The following is a 16,127-nucleotide window of genomic DNA, read 5'->3' on the forward strand; positions in this document are numbered from 1 at the left end:
AGCCTGGCCGCCACGGTGCGTGGGCTATGTTGAACCCTCGTGGGAGACGAAGGAGGCACACCGGTGCGATCGCCGCAGCAGGCACGCGCACAGGCATCCGCGATCACCTCGGGGAAGGCGGGCCCGGACACGGAGATGTCCCCCACGGCCCAGCTCCGCGCCCTGTTCGACCGCCCCCGGCTCTCCCCCGGCCAGCGACGCATCGCCCAGTACCTGATCGAGCACATCGCCGAGGCGGCGTTCCTGTCGATCACGGATCTCGCGGACCGGGTCGGGGTGAGCCAGCCGTCGGTGACCCGGTTCGCCTCCGCGGTCGGCTTCAGCGGCTACCCCGCGCTGCGGGAGAAGCTCCAGTCGATCACCCTCGGCACCCGCGCCGGCGCCCCCGCCGAGGAGATCCGGGGCAACGAGCTCCAGGCGGCGGTCGACGCCGAGATCGAGAACCTGGAGAACCTGCGGCGGGACTTCGCCGACGCCGACCGGGTCATCGAGGCGGGACGCAATCTGTCCGCGTCCACCCCGCTCACCGTCCTCGGTCTGCGCATCTCCGTCTCCCTGGCCGAGTACTTCGCCTACGCCGCGCGGCGTATCCACCCGGACGTACGGCTCGTGACACGGGGCGGCAGTGTCGCCTACGACGCCCTGCTGCAGTCGCGGGAAGCGGGCGGCACCTGGGTGCTGGCCTTCTCAATGCCGCGGCACGCGCAGGAGACCCTGACGGCGGTGCGGGTGGCCCGCAGCGCCGGGCTGAAGGTCGCGCTGATCACCGATCTGGCGCTCGGCCCGCTGGTGGACGAGGCCGACGTCACCTTCGCCACCGGCACCGGGTCCCGGCTGGTGTTCGACTCCTACGCCGCTCCGGGCGTGATGTGCGCGGCGCTGCTCCAGGCCATGACGGACGCCGATCCGGAGCGGACGCAGGCGCGGCTCGACGAATACGAGCACGTCGCCGACGAGCACCAGTTCTTCCTCAGGGACTGAGGCGCCCGCCGGCCGCCTCCCGGGGGTCTCGCCCCATCAAAGCACGCATGAATGTTTTCATACGTCTTGCAAACCAGATGGCATATATAAATACTGCTCACGGATCGCGGCCCGACCGCTGCGGACCGCGATCCGCCACCTCGCGAACACCCGAAGCCGCAGGCTCCTACCCGCTCCGGCGGCCAGGGTGTTCGGCCGGGCGTCCCCTGCCCGGCCACCCGTGGCGGCCCCGGTCATCCCCTAGGCCGGGGCCGCCCCACCACGTCGTCCACGCCGACGAGCCGTACACCCGGAAGCGATGATCATGCCCCTGACGTCCACGCGCCTCGGTCCCGACTGGCCCGGCCAGGTCAAGACCCCCGGCAGCTACGACTGGGAACGCTCGGCGGCCAGGTGGCTGCGCGAGCTGGTGCCTGCGCGCTACGCAAGTTACCCGGCGTTCATCCGGCACCCCGTCCTGCTGGCCCGGCACGCCCAGATCCAGATCGAGCACGAGATCCGGGTGGCCCGCACCGCCCTGCAGACCGCCCGGGCCGACCTGCCCCGGATGGGGGTGCGTGAGGGGGTCATCGAGCACACCATCAAGCTCTACTCGGCCGAGATCATCCAGTTGCAGAACCTCGCCCGCAGCGTGCGCGCGGTCACCCGGGCCCTGGCCGAGCACGGCCGCTGACCGGGCCCCGGCCCCGCCGGGCGGACCCACGGGCCGGGTCCCGCGGGATTCGAGGGAAACAGGCCGCTCAACGTACCGGAAGCGATGTGCGATGCTCATCGCGTGAAGCCCGAGCGCATAGTCCCGGTGGAGTCCGGAAACGTACCGGATCTGGTGGAACTGGCCAGGGTCGTCGCCCAGCAGCGCGCCGAGCTGGACCGGCTGCGCGAGCAGGCCGCGACCTCGGCCGTCGTCGAGCGCGCCAAGGGCGTCGTGATCGCACTGACCGGCTGCTCCGCAGGCACCGCGGGCGAGACCCTGCTGCAGCACGCCAAGGCGGCCCGCCGCACGCTGCTCGAGGAGTGCTGGATCACCCTCGGCGACCTGGCCTCCGTCCGGAGCGGCGACGGCACCTCCCCGGAGCGGGACGACCGGCCGGAAGGCACCGAGGACGTCCTGCCCGCGGCCGGTCCGCGGGCGGCCGCCTCCACGCCCGACGACGTGGCCGACGCGCTGGGGCGTCTCGGCCGGGCCCTCGTCCATGTGGACACGCACCAGCACCTCGCCGCCTGCCTGCTCGACCACTTCGGACCGGACCTGGACGCCGACTCGGTCATGATCTACGCCCGCCGGCCCGGAGGCGGCCTGGAACTCCTCGGGCAGGCGGGTGTCGACGAGCGGCTCGCCGCGCAGTGGCGTCACGTGCCCCCTTTCAGCGGGGTCGCGGTGCTGGACGCGCTGGAGGCCGGGGAACCCCGCTGGCTGGAGGACTTCGCCGAGGACAGCGCGCGGTACCTGCTGATCGGCGACCCGCCCGAGCGGTGGCTGTCCCGGGCCTGGCTGCCGCTGTCCGCCGGGGACGACTCCGACCTCTGCGTCGGTGTGCTGCGCGGCCGCGCCGGCTCCTTCACCCCGCGCGACCGCGCCCATCTGCTCGGCGCCGTCCGGCTGTGCGCGGGGCGGCTGCGCACCCTCACCGCCGCGCCGGAGCCGGTGCCCGACGCCTCCTCGGACGCCGTCCAGGCGCTGTTCGCCGCGCTGCCGGTACCGGCCATACTCCTGACCCCGCTGCGCGACGCCTCCGGCGCCCCCGAGGACTTCCGGGTCGACGCCGCCACACCGCAGGTGGCCGGCCTGCTGGACGGCACCGGCGGCGACCCGGCCGGGCGGCGGCTGCTGGAGGTCTGGCCCGGTCTGACGGACGCGCCGGTGTGGCAGGGCTGCCTGGACACCCTGGCCGGCGGGGAGACGTACGAGAGCGAGCCGTTCGCCCACCAGGAGACGGTGGACGGCGTCGCCGAGCTCACCACCTACTGCGTACGGGTGACACGGCTGGAGGACGCGCTGGTCGTCACCTGGGTCCGGCACGCCTCCTCCGACCGGCAGGAGCAGCGGCTCGCGGAACTGCAGCGGCTGGGCAGTCTCGGCTGGGCGAACTGGAACCTGGCCACCGGCGAGGTGTCCTGGTCGGCGCAGGTCTTCGAGATCCTCTCCCGGAACCCCGCCGACGGACCGGTCCCCCTGTACGGCCTGTCCGCCCTCGCGCTGCCCGACGACCGCTCCGCGCTGGACCGTGCCGTCGAGTCCCTGGCCCGCGACGGTGAGCCGTTCGACGTCCCGTTCCGCGTCCGGGGCCCGCGCGGCGTGCGGCATCTGCGGCTCGTCGCCGAAGTGGTGGCCGACGGGCGGGGCACGCCGGTCGAGGCGCACGGCATCGTGCAGGACCTGACCGCGCGGCGGCGGGCCGAGCTCGCCCTGATGGAGAGCGAGCGGGCGATGCTCACCCAGCACGACGTCCTGCAGTCCGAGCGGGTCCTGGTGGGCCGGCTGCAGAACGCCCTGCTGCCGCTGCCCGACAAGGAGGTGAGCCTCGCCGGGCTGCGCGTCGAGGTCGCCTACCTTCCCGCACAGGCGGGCATACACGTCGGGGGTGACTGGTTCAGCGCCATCGAACTGCCCGACGGCGACGCGCTGTTCGTCGTCGGCGATGTCGCCGGGCACGGCGTGGACGCCGTCGCCACCATGGCCCAGCTGCGGTACACCACCAAGGGCATGGTCATCACCGGCTCCTCGCTGACCGGCGCGCTCGCCCGGCTCAACACGCTGCTGCTGCACTCCCGCGACTCCCACACCACCGCGACCATGGTCCTGGCCCGCTACCGGCCCGCGGAACGGCGGCTGTCGTGGACCCAGGCGGGGCACACCCCGCCCCTGCTGGTGCGCGGCGGCGAGGTCAGCCATCTGCCCAGGCCCCCCGGGATGCTGCTCGGCGCGATCGCCACGCCGCGGTTCGAGGAAGCCGAGTGCCTGCTCGAGCCGGGCGACCGGGTGCTGCTCTACACGGACGGTCTGGTGGAGCGTCCCCCGGAGAACATCGACGTGGGGCTCGCCCGGCTCGCGGAGGCCGTCACCGCCCACCCGTGCGACGAACTCGGCTCCCTCGGCACGCTGTTGGACGCGATGCTGGAGGACGAGCGGCGCGACGACGTGTGCGTGCTGGACATCCGGGTGCCGCAGGAGCGGTAGCCGTTCCTCCGGGTCCGGGTCAGTACGCCGGGTCGCCGGTGCGGGACTCCAGCGCCTGACGGGTGTCGTCGCCGTACACGCCCGTCTCGTCGCCCTGGATGCCGTACCAGAGCTGGAAGCGGGCGACGGCCGCCGAGAGGGTGGCGTCGTAGCGGCCGTCGGTGGCTCCGGCCCGGTAGACGTCCGGGATGCGCAGCAGCCGCTGCTGCAGTTCGGCCACCTCGGGGCCCGAGTCGCCCTCACGGAGGAAGCCCGGGCCGGCGGGAGCCGACGGCGGCGGGGGTGAGGGCCGGGGGGTGGACGGCGCGGGGGCGGGTGCCGCGCGCTCGCCGGTGTCCCGGTCCGTGAGCAGCAGGGCGCCGCCGAAGCCGGCCAGCGCGGCGGCGGCCACGGCCAGGGCCAGCGCGGTGCCGCGCGTCCAGGAGCGGTGCCGGTCCGGCGGCGGGGCGGCGGGCACGGGCGGCAGCTCCTGCGTCCGGTCGTCGGATCCGGCCGGTGGCCGGGGCGGCGGCACCGGCTCGTGGCCCTCGTGCTCCTCCCACTGGTCCCGCTCGAACTCCCGGAAGAGCTCCGCGAGCGCGTCGGTGCGGCGCGGACGCAGCACGCGGACCGGTTCGAGGGGCGGTTTGTCGTGCGGCCGCGGGGTTTCGGACGGTGTCGTCACCTTGCTCTCCTTCCGTGCCGGGCAGGGGAGTCGAGCCGCCTGTGGGGAGAGATACGCGGCGCGGGCCGCCCGGGTTCAGCCGCCCGGGCCGGCGGTCCCGCTCAGACAGCGGCGCAGGGACGTCACCATCGCCGACACGAACGCCTCCCGGGCGGTGTCGTCGAGGGCGTCGAGGGAGAGGTAGGGGTTGAGGTCCTCCAGTTCGACCAGCAGCAGGCCGCCGTCCGGGGCGCGGCAGGCGTCGACGCGCTGGATCCCGTGGTCGAGGGTGTTCCACTCGATGAAACGGCGGGCGAAGTCCAGGTCGTCCGGGGTGGGTTCGTAGCGCTCCAGCTGCCAGCGCCGCTCGGGGTCGGGGGCGTACAGGGCGTACTGGAAGGTGCGGTCGACGTAGTAGAAGGAGACCTCGTAGGCGAAGTCGATGTGCGGCTGCACCAGCACGTCGCCGTCGACGGAGCCGGGCACTTCGGCGGCGGGGACGACGCGCAGTCCGATGGAGTCGGCGCCGCGCCTGGGCTTGACGACGTACCGTTCCGCCTCGGGCAGCCGGTGCAGGTCATCGGGCCGGCCGACGGTGGGGATCACGGGCAGTCCGGCCGCGGTGAGATCGAGCAGGTACTGCTTGCCGCCCATGTCGCCCCGGCCGGTGAGCGGGTTGTGGACCGGTGTGCCGGTCGTGGTGGCGCGCTCGCGGAAGGCGTCGTAGGCGTCCTGGTACTCCAGCACGGGGCCGCTGTTGCGGACCACGACGCCGTCGAACGCGTCCATCAGGGCGACGGCGTCCCGCGGGTGGCACAGGGCGAGGTCGACGTGCTCGCGCAGCCGGGAGGTGAGGAAGACGTCCTCGTCACCGTAGCGGCGCCCGCGTGCCGGGTAGGCCAGGTCGGTGACGAAAGGACGCGGGGACGTGCGGGCGGCATGCGGGCTCCTCGGGGGGCGGTGGCTCGATCATAGGGACGGTCTGCGAGGGAGCGTCCGACGGTACTGAGTTCCGCGTGGCGTGCACTGAGTGCCACCATCTGCCGGTGCTACGTTCCGTGCATGAGCTCCAGCAGTGCGGCTCCCGGCCGCGGTGACAAGGCCGAGCAGCCGACGATGCGGGACGCCCTGGTGGCGGCGGCCTTCCGGCTCTTCCTGGAACGGGGCTACGAGGAGACCACGGTCGACGACATCGTGACGCTCGCCGGGGTGGGGCGGCGGTCGTTCTTCCGCTACTTCCCCTCCAAGGAGGACGTGGTCTTCCCCGACCACGAGCGGTGCCTGGCCGACATGACCGCGTTCCTGGCCACGGGCCCCGACGACGAACCGGTGCGCAAGGTCTGCGACGCCGCCCGGCTGGTGCTCCTGATGTACGCCGAGAACCCCGCGTTCTCCGTGCAGCGCTACCGCCTCACCCGGCGGGTGCCGGAGCTGCGGGCGTACGAACTCTCCGTCGTCTCGCGCTACGAGCGCGCCCTGGCCGGATATCTGCGGTCCCGCTACGCCGGTGGGCGCGACGGCGCCCTCAGGGCGGATGTGATCGCCGCGGCCGTGGTCGCGGCCCACAACAACGCGCTGCGCGCCTGGCTGCGTTCGGACGGGAAGGGGGACGCCGAGGCGATGGTGGACCACGCCCTCGACCATGTGCGGACGGCGTTCGCCGACCGGTCCGTTCCCGCGGTGACCGGGGGGCCGCAGGACGTGGTGGTGATCGTCTCGCGGCGCGGAACGCCGCTCTGGCGGGTGGTGCGGGAGCTGGAGACCGTGCTCGGCCGGGACTGACCCGTACCGGCCGCCGGGTCGATTGAGGGTACGGAGTGCCTTTACGAGTGGCACTGAGTGCCATACGCTGTGGCTGTGCACGGTGGCGCCGACAGCCGGGCACACGCGTGCCCGGGACCACCGCGCACGCGGGATCTCCGGCCGAATGCAGGGAGTTGACCAGCGTGTACCACCACTCAGGAAGCGTCGCTCAGCAGGCAGCCGGCTCCGCGACGGGCGTCCTGGACCCCCGGGGCGCCGACCACGCGGAGGCCATGCTCTACCAGCGCTGCACCTGGTGCGGCACCGCCATGTACCACCGGCTGCTGTGCCCGGTCTGCCAGGGCAGCGACCTGCGCACGGAGCGCAGCGAGGGCGTCGGGACGGTCCGCCACTCCACGGTGCTGCACCGCAACACCCCCGCCGCCCGCAATGTCTCCCTGATCGAGATGGCCGAGGGGTTCGTGGTGCGCGGCAGGGTCATGGGCCCGCCCATCGGCATCCACAGCGGTGACCGGGTCCGGCTGTCGACGGCCAAGGACCCGGTGCGGGGCGAACCGGTCTTCCAGCTGGTCGACGAGCCGCTCCGCGCCTGGACCTGACGCACCGGCACCCCTCACAGGGTGACGCGGATACCCACCGTGCCCTTCGCGCCCCGGCGCAGGCGGCTGCCCAGCAGCACCAGCCGGCCCAGCACGCCGTACTTGCGGGCGAGCAGCGTCCGGTACCGGGCGGTGGTGGCGGCGTCGCGGATCTCCGCCGTCGCCGGGACCTGGTCCCCGGTCGGATTGCCGCGCAGGTCGCACGGGCCGACAAGGACATCGCCGCGGGCGCGGATCCGCTTCACCTTCCACGAGTCGACGACGGTCCAGACGCCCAGCGCGTCACCGTCGCGCACCACCCACACCGGTGTGGCCACGGGCGTGCCGCTCTTGCGGTAGCTGGTCAGCAACAGGTACTTTCCCGCCCCGAGCCGGTCGAGCAGCGCGTCGTCCATGAGGGAAGTCTAGGCGGTTCCGTCCGGGCGTCGAGCGACGAAGACGAGCTCCCGGCCCGGGCGGTCGGGCGCGTCCCGTATCTCCTCGAGCTCGTAGCCGTGGCCGGCGAGATCGGCCTCGACCTCCTCCCGCTCGCGGAAGCGCAGCGTCGACTCGGAGGTCAGCACCGTGCCCTCGGCGGGGAACACATAGGTCGTGCGGAAGGACACCAGGGGGCCGTGCACCGCGGTCACCTGGTGCCATCTCTCGACCGTGCCGACGCCGGGTACGTCCGTGCTGCCGTACGACTCCTCCCGGGTCCAGCGCTCCCAGGCCCGCCGGGCCGGGTCCCGGGTCTCGAACACCAGCCGTCCGCCGGGCCGCAGCGCCGCGCGGGCGCCCCTCAGGGTGCCGTGCCACAGGCCGGGATCGGCGATCGCCTGGGCCACGTTCGCCGTCATGGTCGCCAGGTCGGCCCGCAGCGGGGGCAGGACCGTCGCGTCGCCGTCGATCCAGCGCACCCGTGCGGCGCCCGGTTTGGCCCGCGCCACGTCCAGGGACGCCCGGGCGGGTTCGACGCCGACGACCTCGATCCCGCGGTCGGCCAGGAGCAGGGCGAACACCCCTGTCCCGCAGCCGATGTCCAGCACCCGCCGGGCCCCGGACTCCCCCGCCATCCGGAGATACGCCTCGAGGTCGCCGCGATCGGGGTCGAGGGGGTCGTAGAGCGCCGCGAGCCGGGGATGGGCGAAGCACGCGTCAGTCACGGCCGGCCCTCGCGCGCTCCACGGCCGCGGCCATCCGCCGCACCGCCTCCGTCAGCACCTCGGGCGACGCCGCGAGGTTCAGCCGGGCGTGTCCCCGGCCGCCCGTGCCGAAGGGCAGGCCGGAGGTGAGGGCCACCCGGCCGTGGTCGAGGAAGGCTCGGGCCGGGTCGTCCCCGAGGCCGAGGGCGCGGCAGTCGAGCCAGGCGAGGTAGGTGGCGTCCCCGGGCCGGTGGCGGACGGCCGGCAGGCGGTCGGCCAGGAGACCGGCGAGCAGCCGCCGGTTGGCGTCGAGTCCGGCGAGCAGGGCGTCCAGCCAGGCGGTGCCCTCGCGCAGGGCGGCGGTGTGGGCGAGGATTCCGACGTGGCTCGGGCCGTGGCCGACCTCTTCGGGCATCCGCGCCAGGTCGTCCGCCGCGCCGGGTCCCGCGACGGCGAGGGCCGCCTTGAGCCCGGCGAGGTTCCACGCCTTCGACGCCGACATCAGGGACAGACCGCGCTCGGCGCCCGGCACACTCAGGTACGGCACGAACGGCGTGGCGCCGACGACCAGCGGTGCGTGGATCTCGTCGGCGACGACCCGCACACCGTGGCGCTCGGCGAGGGCGGCCACGGCGGTCAGTTCGTCGGCGGTGTGCACGGTGCCGGTGGGGTTGTGCGGGCTGCACAGCAGGTAGGCGGCCCTTCCCCGGCCCACGGTCACCCGGCGGAAGGTGTCCTCCGGGACGGCGAGGTCGAGCCGTCCGTCCCCGCCCAGCGGGGCCTCGGCCACCCGGCGGTCCATGTGCCGGACGAAGTCGTAGAAGGGCGGGTACACCGGCGGGTTCACCACGACCGGATCGCCGTGGCCGGTGACCAGCTTGAGCATCTCGACCACGCCCAGCATGACGTCGGGCACGAGCGCGGTGCGCCGCACGGCGAGCCCGTCCCAGGCCCACCGCTTCTCCGCGAAGGCGGCCAGCGCCTCGGCGTAGCCGGTTCCGGCCGGGTAGCCGGTGTCGCCGAGTTCCATGGCCTCGGTGACGGCGCGCACGACCGGTTCGGCCAGGGGTACGTCCATCTCGGCCACCCACAGGGGCAGGACGTCCTCGAGGTGGGTGCGCCACTTCATGCTGGTGCGCAGGCGCAGACGGTCGAGGGTGAGAGCGTGCAGGGGATTCGGTTCACCGGACGTTTCGTGCGGGATCCTGGTCATGGGCACACGATAGGGGCGGTGGTGTGATCGGACATCGGGACGACGGGGCGGGTGCCGGCGGCGCCGGCACCGTGCTGGAGATCGCCTGCGACGAATCGGGGTCGGACGGCGAGAACCTGACCGGCGGGAACACCGACGTGTTCGCGCATGCCGGGGTGCGGGTGTCCGTCGCGGCCGCGGCGGGCACCGTGCGGGAGATCCGGGGCCGCATCCGCTCGCCCGCCACCGAGTACAAGGCGACCCATCTGCTGCGGGAGAAGCACCGGTCGGTGCTGGAGTGGCTGCTGGCGCCCGGCGGTCCGTTGCACGGCCGGGCCCATGTGCACCTGACGGAGAAGGCGTTCTTCGTGGTGGACCGCGTGGTCGCGCTGCTCCTCGAGGACCCCGTCGCGGCCGTCGTCCTGTTCCGGGCGGGGCGGGAGGAGTTCGGGGCCGAGGGGTGGGCGCGGTTCCTGCGGGCGGCCAACGGCCTGCTGCGGGTGCGCGGCGGGGAGCCGGAGTCGTCCGTCGCGCCGTTCTTCGCCGCGGTCGACGGTCTGTGCGGCGCGCATGCCGGTACGCCCGCCGCGCGGGTCCTCGGGCGGCTTTCCTCGCGCAGGGAGCGGGCCGAGGCGTACCGGGCGGGGCTGCCCGGCAGGCCGTCCGTGCGGATACCGGTGCTCAACCCGCTGCTCCCGGCGATCGTCTGCACGGCCGCGTACTGGAGCGCGGGCGGGCGGCGGCCCGTACGGCTGGTGCACGACCGGCAGAACCTTCTGACGCCCGAGCGCCTCGCGTGGATCGAGGAGACCGCGCGGCGCGACGGGATCGCTCTGGAGGAGGTGCGGCTGGTCGTCGCGCGGGAGGATCCACGGGTGCAGCTCGCGGACTTCCTCGCCGGGATCGCCCGCAAGGCGGCCTCGGACGAGCTGAACGGCCGCGGGGACCCGGCGCTGGCCGTGCTGTTGCGTCCCTATGTGGACCGTGCGTCGGTCTGGGGAGACCCGCGCAGCGCGGCCGTGCTCGGCCTGCCGGCCGCCGGCCTGGGGGCGGACGCGAGCCGTTGACCCGGTCCGCGCGCAACGGATCCCGTCCGGGGTGAACACGCGGGCCCCGGGGCCCGTATGGGAAGCGGGGCCCCGACTCAGGGGAGGCCCCGCGGTGTTCGCACCGCAGTGCAGAGGTTCGGGAGCCATGCATGAGGCACGCACGACGACGGGTCGTCCGGCGAGTGACACGGCTGGCCGCCGTCGGCGGACTCCTCCTGGGGGCCACGATGGTCACACGCGCCGTCGCCAGTGAACCGCAGGTGCCCGACGCGGTTCCGTTCGCCACCGCCGAGGAGACGGCCGTGGGTCCGGGCGCCGCTCTGGTGTCGAAGCTCGGCACGTCCCGCACGGCGGGCAGCTGGATCGGCGACGGCGGCGGCACGGTGGTGGCGGTCACGGACGAGGAGGCGGCCGCCGAGGTGCGCGAGGCGGGCGCCGAGCCGAAGATGGTGCGCCACAGCATGGACGACTTCAAAGCCGCCACCAGGACGCTGAGTGAGGCGCCGCGCGTGCCCGGCACGGCGTGGATGATGGACTACCGGTCCAACGAGGTGGTCGTCCGGGGCGACAGCACGGTCTCGTCGGAGGACTGGTCGGAGCTGACCGGTGTGGCGGACGGCATCGGCGGCTTCGTGCGCATGGAGCGGACCGAGGGCACCTTCACCACCCGCCTCAACGGCGCCCAGCCCATTCTCTCCACGGCCGGCCGCTGCTCGGCGGGGTTCAACGTGACGGACGGGAAGCGGGAGTACATCCTGACGGCGGGACACTGCGGGCCGGACGGCTCGGTGTGGTTCGCCGACGACCGGGCCCGGCAGAAGGTGGGCACCACGGTCGGCCGCAGCTTCCCCGGGGACGACTACTCGCTCATCGAGTACGACGGCGGGCGGGCCGGCGAGGGCGCGGGCGTGGTGGCGGTCGGCGGCGGCAAGGGCGTGCGGATCACGGGCGTCGCCGATCCGACGGTCGGGCAGCGGATCTTCCGCAGCGGCAGCACCAGCGGACTGCGGGACGGGGAGGTGACCGCGCTCAACGCGACGGTGAACTATCCCGAGGGGACGGTCAGCGGTCTGATCGAGTCCAATGTGTGCGCGGAGCCCGGTGACAGCGGCGGTCCGATGTTCTCCGAGGGTATCGCGCTCGGCGTCACCTCCGGCGGCAGCGGTGACTGCCGGACGGGCGGTACGACGTTCTTCCAGCCGCTGACGAAGGCGCTGGCGCAGCTCGACGTGCGGCTGATCGTGGCGCCCGGCGCCGACGGCGAGGCGGAGCCGCCGTCCCCGGCCCCGTCGGACGCCGGGGGCGCGGTGGCGCCGGACTCCGCGTCGCCGGGATCGTCGACCCCGGTGCGGGGCATCGTCCCCGACCCCTCGACGCTGCTGTCCCGGCTGGCCGATCCGCAGAACGTGGGGCCCGGTCTGCTGGTGATCGGCGCCAGCCTGATCGTCCTGGTGGCCTCCCGGTGGATCCGGGCGGAGCAGGACCGCAAGGCGTACCAGCAGTACTACTCGGCGACGTGGGGCTGAGCGGCATGGCTACGCTCGGTGACGGTGGTGTACGGGGCGCGGCGGGAGAGCGGAGCACCTGCGGAGGCGGCTCGCCGTGTGAGAAGGGCACCCATGCGTCGCGGGTGCCTTGTCTGGGGTGATGCGGTGCCGAGGCCGCCCCGGAAGGGGGCGGGGAGCCGGTCAGGCCGCTCTGGCCTGCTGCGGAAGGGCCGAGGCCCACTCCTGGACCAGGCGCTGGTACTCCTCGCGCTGTTCGACGCTGAGTGTCCCGCCCGACCGGAGCCACAGGGCCCGGATCTCCTCGTTGACCTCGGCAGCCGATCGCTCGGAGGAGGGTTCAACACTGGTGGACATGCCGTGAAGCATACGGCTCCCGGCGTGAAGACGCTGTGAGCAATCGCACGCGCATCGGACATTACGGACGTGTTGCTGATCACGTCCATCTGCCGCGGAACGTGGGGGAGTTCACATCTCGGGAACCCCGGGCGGGGACACCTCGTGCAGCGCCCGGCGGAAGGCCGAGTTGACCGCCGTGATCCCGCCGTCGACCGCGAGGGTGGTCCCGGTGATCCACGACGCGTCGCGGGAGGCGAGGAAGGCGATGGCGGCCGCGACGTCCTCGGGCTCCCCGACGCGCCCCAGGGGGTACAGGCGCCGGGCCGCTTCGAGTTCCTCGTCCCTGCCGGCCCAGGCGCGGGTGCGGACCGTCCCCGGTACGACGAGGTTGACCCGCACCCCGCGCGGCGCGGCGTGTCCGGCGAGGGTGCGGGTGAGGGAGACCAGGCCCGCCTTGGCCGCGCTGTAGGCGTGGTTGCCGAAGTCCTGGAGGCCGTTGACGGAGCCGACGCCGACGACGGCGCCCCGGCCGGAAGCGGCGAGGTGCGGCAGTGCGGCGCGGCAGCAGCGGAACGCGCCGGTGAGGGTGACGTCGAGGTCCGCGGCCCACTCCTCGTCCGGCTCGTCCTCGAAGCGGGCGGCGTCCGGGGTGCAGTGGGCGGCGTTGTTGACCAGGACGTCGAGGGTGCCGAACGCGCTCACGGCGTGCGCCACGGCACCCTCGACCGACGCCCGGTCGGTCACGTCGCAGGTGAAGGCCTCGGCGCCGAGCCCCCGCTCCCGCAGCGCCGCCGCCGTCGTCCGGGCGGCCCCCGGGTCCGCGTCGGCCACCAGGACGCGCGCTCCCTCCTCGGCGAACCGCAGGGCGGCGGCCGCTCCGATGCCGCGCGCCGCCCCGGTGATCAGGACTCCGTACCCCTCGAAACGCCGTGCGTCCGTCGTCATGGGCGTGACGGTAGCCGCCGGGACGTGCCCGGCGGCAGGGGGCCGGAGCGGTCAGCGGTAGCCGGTGACGTCCGCCGGCCGGCCCGCGTCCTGGACCTCGACGAGGTAGCGCCAGGCGTCGGGGCGGCTGCCGTCGAGGTCGGTGAAGCCGTACTCCCGGGCGAGGCCGCCGCTGGACAGGGAGGTGCCGTTGAAGCGGGCCACGTCGGGGTCGGCGGCCAGGGCGGCGACGGCCCGGCCCACGTAGCGCGGGGTCTCCGAGATGGCGAAGTGGGGGACCTCCGTGAGGGCGTCGCGCCAGTTGTCCTCGCGCACCTTGAAGTGGTCGAGCATGATCTCCGAGCGCATCCAGCCCGGGGTGAGGGCGACCGCCGTGGCGCCGCGCGGGCCGAGCTCGTGGCCGAGGGCGAAGGCCATGCGCAGGACGGAGGCCTTGGCGAGGTCGTAGAAGAAGGAGACACGGTAGGTGTCGCGGTTGTAGTCGGCGGTGCCGTCGGTGACCTCGACGACCAGTCCGCCGGGGTGGCGCAGCAGCAGCGGCAGGGCGTGGTGGCTGGTGACGGCATGGGTCTCGACGGCGAGGCGCAGCAGGCGCAGGCCCTTGTCGAGGTCGTGCTCCCAGACGGGCGCGTCCCAGTCGAAGAGTTTCTCGCCGCCCCAGATGTCGTTGACGAGGACGTCCAGCCGCCCCTGCTCGGCGGCGATACGGTCGACGAGTGCGCGGACCTGTGCGGGGTCGAGGTGGTCGGCGGGCACCGCGATGCCCCGGCCGCCCGCCTCGGTGACCAGGTCGGCGGTGTCCTCGATGGTCTCGGGGCGGTCGTACTCGGAGCGGCGGGCGCGGGTGGAGCGGCCCGTGACGTAGACGGTCGCGCCCGCCGCGCCCAGTTCCACGGCGATGCCCCGCCCGGCTCCCCTGGTGGCCCCCGCCACCAGCGCCACCCTGCCCCGCAAACGATCCGACATGTACGGCCTCCCGTCACCGGCTCTTCTGGCTGTCGCTTCGAGGGTGACGGGTAAGCCGGACATCTTCTGTCGCCTTTTCGCGGGAGGTCACCCGGGTGGGCGGCTCAGTGGCCCCGGGCGATCCATTCCTCCAGGTGCGGGGCCTCCGCGCCGATGGTCGTCGGGTCACCGTGGCCGGTGAGGACCCTGGTCTCGGGCGGGAGGGTCAGCAGCCGGTCCCGGATGGAGTCGATGATCGTCGGGAAGTGGGAGAAGGAGCGGCCGGTGGCGCCGGGCCCGCCCTGGAAGAGGGTGTCGCCGGTGAACACGGTGGCAAGACCGGCGTCGTGGAGGCAGACGGCACCCGGTGCGTGCCCGGGGGTGTGCAGCACGGTGAGGTCGGCGCCTGCGGCCTCGATGACCTGGCCGTCGGTGAGCCAGGAGTCGGGGTCGCGGTCGGGGTGGGTCTGCTTCCACAGATGCAGGTCGTCGGGGTGCAGCCAGATGGTGGCGCCGGTGCGGTCGGCGAGGGCGGGCGCGGCGTCGATGTGGTCGTTGTGGGCGTGGGTGCACACGATGGCCGTCAGCCGCCGGTCCCCCACCGCCTCGGCGATGGCGTCGGCGTCGTGGGCGGCGTCGATGACGACCGCCTCGTGGTCGTCGCCGACGATCCACACGTTGTTGTCGACGTCCCAGGTGCCGCCGTCGAGGCGGAACTGTCCGGAGGTGACGAGCCGTTCGATGCGGGCGGTCATCACAGCACCACCACCGAACGCAGCACGTCGCCGCGGTGCATGCGGTCGAATGCCTTCTCCACCTCGTCGAGCCCGATGGTCTCGGTGACGAACGCGGCCAGGTCCAGCCGTCCCTGCAGATGCAGGTCGATCAGCATCGGGAAGTCGCGGGAGGGCAGACAGTCGCCGTACCAGGAGGACTTCAGGGAGCCGCCGCGGCCGAAGACGTCGAGGAGCGGCAGTTCCAGCTTCATCTCCGGTGTGGGCACGCCGACCAGGACGACCGTGCCGGCCAGGTCGCGCGCGTAGAAGGCCTGTTTGTACGTCTCGGGGCGGCCGACGGCCTCGATGACGACGTCGGCGCCGAAGCCGCCGGTCAGTTCGCGGATCGCCTCGACGGGGTCGGTCCCGCTCGAGTCGACCGTGTGGGTGGCGCCCATGGAGCGCGCGGTCTCCAGCTTGCGGGTGTCGATGTCGACGGCGATGATCTTCGCCGCGCCGGCCAGCCGGGAGCCGGCGATCGCCGCGTCCCCGACACCGCCGCAGCCGATGACGGCGACCGAGTCGCCGCGGCCCACGTTGCCGGTGTTGATCGCGGCACCGATGCCGGCCATCACTCCGCAGCCGAGCAGCCCGGCGACCTGCGCCGACACGGCGGGATCGACCTTGGTGCACTGTCCGGCGGCCACCAGGGTCTTCTCGGCGAAGGCACCGATGCCCAGGGCCGGGGACAGCTCCTGTCCGGTGGCGGCCAGCGTCATCTTCTGTTGCGCGTTGTGGGTGTCGAAGCAGTACCAGGGGCGGCCGCGCAGACAGGCGCGGCACTTCCCGCACACCGCACGCCAGTTGAGGATCACGAAGTCGCCCGGCTCGACATCGGTGACGCCGTCGCCGACCGACTCGACGACGCCGGCGGCCTCGTGGCCGAGCAGGAAGGGGAAGTCGTCGCTGATGCCGCCCTGCTTGTAGTGGAGGTCGGTGTGGCACACCCCGCAGGCCTGTACCCGCACGACCGCCTCGCCGGGTCCCGGGTCGGGTACGACGACCGTCTCGATCCGCACCGGCTCGTCCTTGCCGGGTGCGATCACGCCGCGTACTTCCTGGGCCATGGTGCTGACTCCTTCGTCCGCCG

16 protein-coding genes and 1 pseudogene are annotated in these 16,127 nt (G+C 73.6%); 7 read left to right on the forward strand and 10 right to left on the reverse strand.

The genetic code is table 11. The features are described 5' to 3' along the window. Positions 1-63 precede the first annotated feature (63 nt). From AC5L3C_RS01615 to AC5L3C_RS01625, 3 genes are all read left to right on the forward strand, one after another. The gene (locus AC5L3C_RS01615; protein ID WP_493646445.1) at positions 64-981 is read left to right on the forward strand and encodes a MurR/RpiR family transcriptional regulator; all 918 of its coding nucleotides are present in this window, start codon (positions 64-66) and stop codon (positions 979-981) included. A gap of 298 nt (positions 982-1,279) precedes the next feature. Continuing rightward, the gene (locus AC5L3C_RS01620; protein ID WP_164555539.1) at positions 1,280-1,654 is read left to right on the forward strand and encodes a hypothetical protein; all 375 of its coding nucleotides are present in this window, start codon (positions 1,280-1,282) and stop codon (positions 1,652-1,654) included. 84 nt (positions 1,655-1,738) lie between these two features. Further along, positions 1,739-4,159: a SpoIIE family protein phosphatase gene (locus AC5L3C_RS01625; RefSeq protein WP_493646446.1), complete on the forward strand. Its 2,421-nt coding sequence runs from the start codon at positions 1,739-1,741 to the stop codon at positions 4,157-4,159. Between the two features lie 19 nt (positions 4,160-4,178). On the opposite strand, the gene AC5L3C_RS01630 is transcribed toward AC5L3C_RS01625, so the two are convergent. Continuing rightward, on the reverse strand, positions 4,179-4,823 hold the full coding sequence (locus AC5L3C_RS01630) for a peptidoglycan-binding domain-containing protein (RefSeq protein ID WP_493646447.1): 645 nt from the start codon (positions 4,821-4,823) through the stop codon (positions 4,179-4,181). A gap of 75 nt (positions 4,824-4,898) precedes the next feature. Beyond that, positions 4,899-5,743, reverse strand: a pseudogene (locus AC5L3C_RS01635) (ATP-grasp domain-containing protein). A 121-nt stretch (positions 5,744-5,864) separates the two neighbouring features. Between AC5L3C_RS01635 and AC5L3C_RS01640 the strand changes: the two are divergent. Then, complete coding sequence (locus AC5L3C_RS01640; protein WP_493646448.1) at positions 5,865-6,584, forward strand: TetR family transcriptional regulator; 720 nt, start codon at positions 5,865-5,867, stop codon at positions 6,582-6,584. 164 nt (positions 6,585-6,748) lie between these two features. Then, on the forward strand, positions 6,749-7,165 hold the full coding sequence (locus tag AC5L3C_RS01645) for a Zn-ribbon domain-containing OB-fold protein (RefSeq protein ID WP_493646449.1): 417 nt from the start codon (positions 6,749-6,751) through the stop codon (positions 7,163-7,165). A gap of 14 nt (positions 7,166-7,179) precedes the next feature. On the opposite strand, the gene AC5L3C_RS01650 is transcribed toward AC5L3C_RS01645, so the two are convergent. Genes AC5L3C_RS01650 through AC5L3C_RS01660 form a run of 3 tightly spaced genes read right to left on the reverse strand, consistent with a single transcriptional unit; the run spans position 7,180 to position 9,499 of the window. Further along, positions 7,180-7,560, reverse strand: coding sequence for a PPOX class F420-dependent oxidoreductase (locus AC5L3C_RS01650; RefSeq protein WP_493646450.1), 381 nt, complete (start codon positions 7,558-7,560; stop codon positions 7,180-7,182). Positions 7,561-7,569: 9 nt separating this feature from the next. After that, positions 7,570-8,307: a class I SAM-dependent methyltransferase gene (locus tag AC5L3C_RS01655; RefSeq protein WP_493646451.1), complete on the reverse strand. Its 738-nt coding sequence runs from the start codon at positions 8,305-8,307 to the stop codon at positions 7,570-7,572. Then, entirely contained in the window at positions 8,300-9,499 is a 1,200-nt protein-coding gene (locus AC5L3C_RS01660; protein ID WP_493646452.1) for a MalY/PatB family protein, read from the reverse strand. Before AC5L3C_RS01660 ends, AC5L3C_RS01655 begins: the two co-directional genes overlap by 8 nt. Positions 9,500-9,522: 23 nt before the next feature. Between AC5L3C_RS01660 and AC5L3C_RS01665 the strand changes: the two genes are divergently transcribed. Beyond that, on the forward strand, positions 9,523-10,545 hold the full coding sequence (locus AC5L3C_RS01665; protein WP_493646453.1) for a hypothetical protein: 1,023 nt from the start codon (positions 9,523-9,525) through the stop codon (positions 10,543-10,545). Between the two features lie 131 nt (positions 10,546-10,676). Continuing rightward, positions 10,677-12,053, forward strand: a complete 1,377-nt coding sequence (locus tag AC5L3C_RS01670) for a S1 family peptidase (protein ID WP_493646454.1) — start codon at positions 10,677-10,679, stop codon at positions 12,051-12,053. Between the two features lie 162 nt (positions 12,054-12,215). On the opposite strand, the gene AC5L3C_RS01675 is transcribed toward AC5L3C_RS01670, so the two are convergent. From AC5L3C_RS01675 to AC5L3C_RS01695, 5 genes are all read right to left on the reverse strand, one after another. Further along, on the reverse strand, positions 12,216-12,401 hold the full coding sequence (locus AC5L3C_RS01675) for a hypothetical protein (protein ID WP_125501764.1): 186 nt from the start codon (positions 12,399-12,401) through the stop codon (positions 12,216-12,218). Between the two features lie 99 nt (positions 12,402-12,500). Further along, the gene (locus AC5L3C_RS01680; RefSeq protein ID WP_493646455.1) at positions 12,501-13,316 is read right to left on the reverse strand and encodes an SDR family oxidoreductase; all 816 of its coding nucleotides are present in this window, start codon (positions 13,314-13,316) and stop codon (positions 12,501-12,503) included. 51 nt (positions 13,317-13,367) lie between these two features. Next, positions 13,368-14,282 carry an SDR family oxidoreductase gene (locus AC5L3C_RS01685; RefSeq protein ID WP_493646456.1) on the reverse strand — a complete coding sequence of 305 codons (915 nt, stop codon included), beginning with the start codon at positions 14,280-14,282 and terminating at the stop codon, positions 13,368-13,370. 104 nt (positions 14,283-14,386) lie between these two features. Then, positions 14,387-15,016: an MBL fold metallo-hydrolase gene (locus tag AC5L3C_RS01690; protein ID WP_493646457.1), complete on the reverse strand. Its 630-nt coding sequence runs from the start codon at positions 15,014-15,016 to the stop codon at positions 14,387-14,389. Then, the gene (locus tag AC5L3C_RS01695) at positions 15,016-16,104 is read right to left on the reverse strand and encodes an S-(hydroxymethyl)mycothiol dehydrogenase (protein ID WP_493646458.1); all 1,089 of its coding nucleotides are present in this window, start codon (positions 16,102-16,104) and stop codon (positions 15,016-15,018) included. The genes AC5L3C_RS01690 and AC5L3C_RS01695 overlap by 1 nt, the downstream gene beginning before the upstream one ends. Between the last annotated feature and the right edge of the window lie 23 nt (positions 16,105-16,127).

It is taken from the genome of Streptomyces speibonae (assembly GCF_984686075.1).

Excerpts from the sequence above, each read along its gene's own strand:
- AC5L3C_RS01620 (WP_164555539.1), top strand. The coding sequence starts at position 1,280 with ATGATCATGCCCCTGACGTCCACGCGCCTCGGTCCCGACTGGCCCGGC.
- AC5L3C_RS01625 (WP_493646446.1), top strand. The coding sequence starts at position 1,739 with ATGTGCGATGCTCATCGCGTGAAGCCCGAGCGCATAGTCCCGGTGGAG.
- AC5L3C_RS01640 (WP_493646448.1), top strand. The coding sequence starts at position 5,865 with ATGAGCTCCAGCAGTGCGGCTCCCGGCCGCGGTGACAAGGCCGAGCAG.
- AC5L3C_RS01650 (WP_493646450.1), bottom strand. The coding sequence starts at position 7,560 with ATGGACGACGCGCTGCTCGACCGGCTCGGGGCGGGAAAGTACCTGTTG.
- AC5L3C_RS01660 (WP_493646452.1), bottom strand. The coding sequence starts at position 9,499 with ATGACCAGGATCCCGCACGAAACGTCCGGTGAACCGAATCCCCTGCAC.
- AC5L3C_RS01670 (WP_493646454.1), top strand. The coding sequence starts at position 10,677 with ATGAGGCACGCACGACGACGGGTCGTCCGGCGAGTGACACGGCTGGCC.
- AC5L3C_RS01675 (WP_125501764.1), bottom strand. The coding sequence starts at position 12,401 with ATGCTTCACGGCATGTCCACCAGTGTTGAACCCTCCTCCGAGCGATCG.
- AC5L3C_RS01680 (WP_493646455.1), bottom strand. The coding sequence starts at position 13,316 with ATGACGACGGACGCACGGCGTTTCGAGGGGTACGGAGTCCTGATCACC.
- AC5L3C_RS01685 (WP_493646456.1), bottom strand. The coding sequence starts at position 14,282 with ATGTCGGATCGTTTGCGGGGCAGGGTGGCGCTGGTGGCGGGGGCCACC.
- AC5L3C_RS01690 (WP_493646457.1), bottom strand. The coding sequence starts at position 15,016 with ATGACCGCCCGCATCGAACGGCTCGTCACCTCCGGACAGTTCCGCCTC.
- AC5L3C_RS01695 (WP_493646458.1), bottom strand. The coding sequence starts at position 16,104 with ATGGCCCAGGAAGTACGCGGCGTGATCGCACCCGGCAAGGACGAGCCG.